Source organism: Actinocrinis sp. (genome assembly GCF_035938995.1).
Taxonomy (GTDB): domain Bacteria; phylum Actinomycetota; class Actinomycetes; order Streptomycetales; family Catenulisporaceae; genus DASZGI01.
In genome coordinates, this window is record NZ_DASZGI010000267.1 from 1 (window position 1) to 3,969 (window position 3,969).

Below are 3,969 nucleotides of genomic sequence, written 5' to 3' on the forward strand. Positions count from 1 at the left end.
CTCCGCAGTCGCCGCGCGGCTGCTGGCCGACTGGGATCCCGGCCGGTTCACCAAGGTCATGCCGAAGGACTACAAGCGGGTGCTGTCCGCCGCGTCGGCGGCCAAGCGCGAAGGCCGCGACGTCAACGAGGCCGTCATGGCCGCGGCGCACGGTTAGAGAGGGTTCGCATGGCTGACCCCAAGGGCTTCATGACCACCCCCCGCGAGACCCCCGTCCGCCGGCCCGTCGACCTGCGCCTGCTCGACTGGCGCGAGGTCTACGAGCCGTTCCCGCCCAGCCGCCTGGAACGGCAGGCGGGCCGGTGCATGGACTGCGGCATCCCCTTCTGCCACCACGGATGCCCGCTGGGCAACCTGATCCCGGAGTGGAACGACCTGGTGTGGCGGCACGACTGGCGGGATGCCGCCGACCGGCTGCACGCCACCAACAACTTCCCCGAGTTCACCGGGCGGCTTTGCCCAGCGCCGTGCGAAGCCGCCTGCGTGCTCGGAATCAACGCTGATCCCGTCACGATCAAGCAGGTCGAGGTGGAGATCATCGACCGGGCCTTCGCATCGGGCTGGGTGGTGCCGCTGCCCCCGGCCGCCGCGTCGGGCCGCTCGGCGGCGGTGATCGGATCGGGCCCGGCCGGGCTCGCGGCCGCCCAGCAGCTGACCAGGGCCGGGCACGCGGTGACGGTCTTCGAGCGCGACGACGCGCCCGGCGGCCTGCTGCGGTACGGCATCCCCGAGTTCAAGATGGAGAAACGGCACCTCAATCGGCGCATCGAGCAAATGCGCGCGGAGGGCACCAAGTTCCGCACCGGCGTCGCCATCGGCCAGGACATCCTCGCCTCGGCGCTGCGCGACCGCTACGACGCGATCGTGCTCGCCGTCGGCGCGACCAAGGCCCGCGACCTGCCCGTCCCGGGCCGCGAGCTCGGCGGGATCTACCAGGCCATGGAATACCTCCCCCTCGCCAACAAGGTCGTCGAGGGCGACTACGTCACCGCGCCGATCACCGCCGAGGGCAAGCACGTCGTCATCATCGGCGGCGGCGACACCGGTGCGGACTGCCTGGGCACCGCTACCCGCCAGGGCGCCGCCTCCGTCACCCAGCTGGAGATCATGCCCCGCCCGGCCGACGAGCGCCCCTCCGCGCAGCCCTGGCCGACCTACCCGATGATCTACCGGGTCTCCTCGGCGCACGAGGAGAACGGCGAGCGGGTCTATGCCGTCAACACCACCGAGTTCGTCGGCGACGATCACGGCAACGTCCAATCCCTGAGGCTGACTGAAGTCACCCTAGAGAACGGCCGCTTCGCCCCCGTCCCCGGCACCGAGCGGGAGATCCCCGCCCAGCTGATCCTTCTCGCCATGGGATTCACCGGTCCCGAGCGGGACAACGGTCTGGTCGGGCAGCTCGGTCTCGAACTCGACGAGCGCGGCAACATCAAGCGCGACGCGGAGTACCGCACGAACCTGCCCAACGTCTTCGTGGCCGGAGACGCCGGACGTGGGCAGTCGCTGATCGTGTGGGCCATCGCCGAGGGCCGCTCCGCCGCGGCCGGAGTGGACCGATACCTGGCCGGTGTCACCACTTTGCCGACCGCCATCGCGCCGACCGTACGGCCCCTGATGGTCTGACCGGACGCCTGGCGGAGCGCGCGGCGCGCCCCCGCGCAACCACCCTTTGACCGGCCGTCCACCGCAGCTTCAGGTGGGCGGCCGATCGTCGTTCCACGCGCCTCGGTAAGATGGGGTGACCGCAGTCGCCGGATGGTGCGCGCTTCCGGCGGTACTCGAACGATGCTCACCCGTTTGGGCAAAGTTACCGCTGGGTAAGGGATAGGGTCGCTTTATGCGTCGCGCGAAAATCGTCTGTACCCTCGGCCCCTCCGCAGGGTCTCCCGAGCAGCTCAAGGCTCTGGTGGCGGCGGGCCTCGACATCGGCCGGCTTAACCTTTCGCACGGTTCTTACGCCGAGCACGAAGAGCGGTACTTCAACCTCCGCCGGGCCGCCGACGAGGCGGGCCGTGCGGTCGGCATCCTGGTCGACCTCCAGGGGCCGAAGATCCGCCTCGGCCGGTTCGCCGACGGCCCGCACGTCCTCGAGCGCGGCGACGAGTTCATCATCACCACCGAGGACGTGCCCGGGGACCGCCACATCTGCTCGACCACGTACAAGGGCCTGGCCGGGGACTGCCACCCCGGCGACCGCATCCTGATCGACGACGGCCGCGTCGCCCTCGACGTCGTGCGGGTCGACGGCCCCGAGGTCGTGTGCGTGACGGTCGAGGGCGGCAAGGTCTCCAACAACAAGGGCATCAACCTGCCCGGCGTCGCTGTCTCCGTGCCCGCAATGTCCGAGAAGGACGTCGCCGACCTGCGCTGGGCGCTCGGCGAGAACGAGGCGGGCCTGCGCGCCGACATGATCGCGCTGTCGTTCGTGCGCAGCGGCAAGGACATCGACGGCGTGCACGCGGTCATGGACGAGCTCGGCGTGCGCCTGCCGGTGATCGCCAAGGTCGAGAAGCCGCAGGCGGTGGAGAACCTCGACGAGGTGGTCGACGCCTTCGACGGGATCATGGTGGCCCGCGGCGACCTGGGCGTCGAGATGCCGCTCGAGCAGGTCCCGCTGGTCCAGAAGCGGCTGATCACCATGTGCCGGCGGATGGCGAAGCCGGTCATCGTGGCCACCCAGATGCTCGACTCGATGATCAGCGCCTCCCGCCCGACCCGCGCCGAAGCCTCCGACGTGGCCAACGCGATCTTCGACGGCGCCGACGCGGTCATGCTCTCGGCCGAGACCTCGGTCGGCGACTTCCCGGTCGAGACCGTCCAGACCATGGCGAAGATCATCTGCGCGGTCGAGGAGGAGGTCCTGAAGAAGGGCCTGCCCCAGGCGATCTCCAAGCCGCGCACCAAGGGCGGCGCCGTCGCGAGAGCCGCGGCCGAGCTCGGGGACTACCTGTCCGCGAGCTTCCTGGTCGCCTTCACCAAGAGCGGCGACACGGCCAGAAGGCTCTCCCGCTACCGCTCGCCGATCCCGATGCTCGCGTTCACCCCCGAGCCGATCGTCCGCTCCCAGCTCGCGCTGACCTGGGGTGTCGAGACCTTCATCGGCGACGAGGTGGGCAGCACCGACGAGATGGTGATGCAGGTGGACCAGGCCCTGCTCAAGCTCGGCCGCTGCCAGCCCGGCGAGCTGATCATCATCATCGCCGGCTCCCCGCCCGGGATCCCCGGCTCCACCAACGCCGTCCGCGTCCACCGTGTCGGCGATGCGGTGACCGGCGCCGCTCCGGCCTACCGCCTGCAGCAGCACTCGAGCTGACCGGCCCGAACATCGACCCGTGTGGGCCGGACCGTGAATCGGTCCGGCCCACAGGGGTTTAATGCGGCTACTGCGGCTTTAATGCGGCGCTCGTCGCAGACGAAAAGGCCACGTTCGACGGACTCCCCGGCGTCCCGCCCAGCCGTCACACGTGCGCGGTCAATACTTCGGCCCCACGAACTCGTCCAGCTTCGCGACCGACTCCCGCCGCGCCACCGATATGCAATTCGTGCCGGGCGGTACACATGGCCGAGCGGCCACAGCAACGTTTGGAATCCCCGCGCGGAGCAGCGTTGCCGCATCTCTGTGCAGTTCGAGCGGGTGGGTCGATTGGGCGATGGCGTGATCGTCTTGACAAAACCTAAAATATGGCGCAAATAGGAAAGCCGCCCACTCGAAATAGTGAACGGCCTGTTCCTCAAGTGCCCCGGGTGGGACTCGAACCCACACTGTATGGGTTTTGAATCCATTGCCTTCTGCCAATTGGGCTACCGGGGCCCCATACGGAGCACAGCATACCGGATCGTGGAGGGGCCGCGCCGCCGCCTTTCGCCTCGACTACGCTGGTGGCCACATGGATGCACCGTGCACCCAGAGGACGAGGGGCAGCCGAACATGACCGCCGACGAGAAGACCGCACCGCGCAAGCGGGT

General features: G+C 69.3%; 2 protein-coding genes and 1 tRNA gene. 2 read left to right on the top strand and 1 reads right to left on the bottom strand.

Translation table 11 applies throughout. From position 1 onward, the window contains the following. The first annotated feature begins 168 nt into the window (after nt 1–168). Nucleotides 169–1,626 (top strand): glutamate synthase subunit beta, encoded by a 1,458-nt coding sequence (locus tag VGZ32_RS18620; RefSeq protein WP_326887351.1) that lies wholly within the window; start codon nt 169–171, stop codon nt 1,624–1,626. 214 nt (nt 1,627–1,840) lie between these two features. Continuing rightward, nucleotides 1,841–3,316, top strand: a complete 1,476-nt coding sequence (gene pyk, locus VGZ32_RS18625) for a pyruvate kinase (protein ID WP_326887352.1) — start codon at nt 1,841–1,843, stop codon at nt 3,314–3,316. Between the two features lie 423 nt (nt 3,317–3,739). Here the strand turns inward: pyk and VGZ32_RS18630 are convergent. Further along, a tRNA-Leu gene (locus tag VGZ32_RS18630) sits at nt 3,740–3,814 on the bottom strand. Nucleotides 3,815–3,969 lie beyond the last annotated feature (155 nt).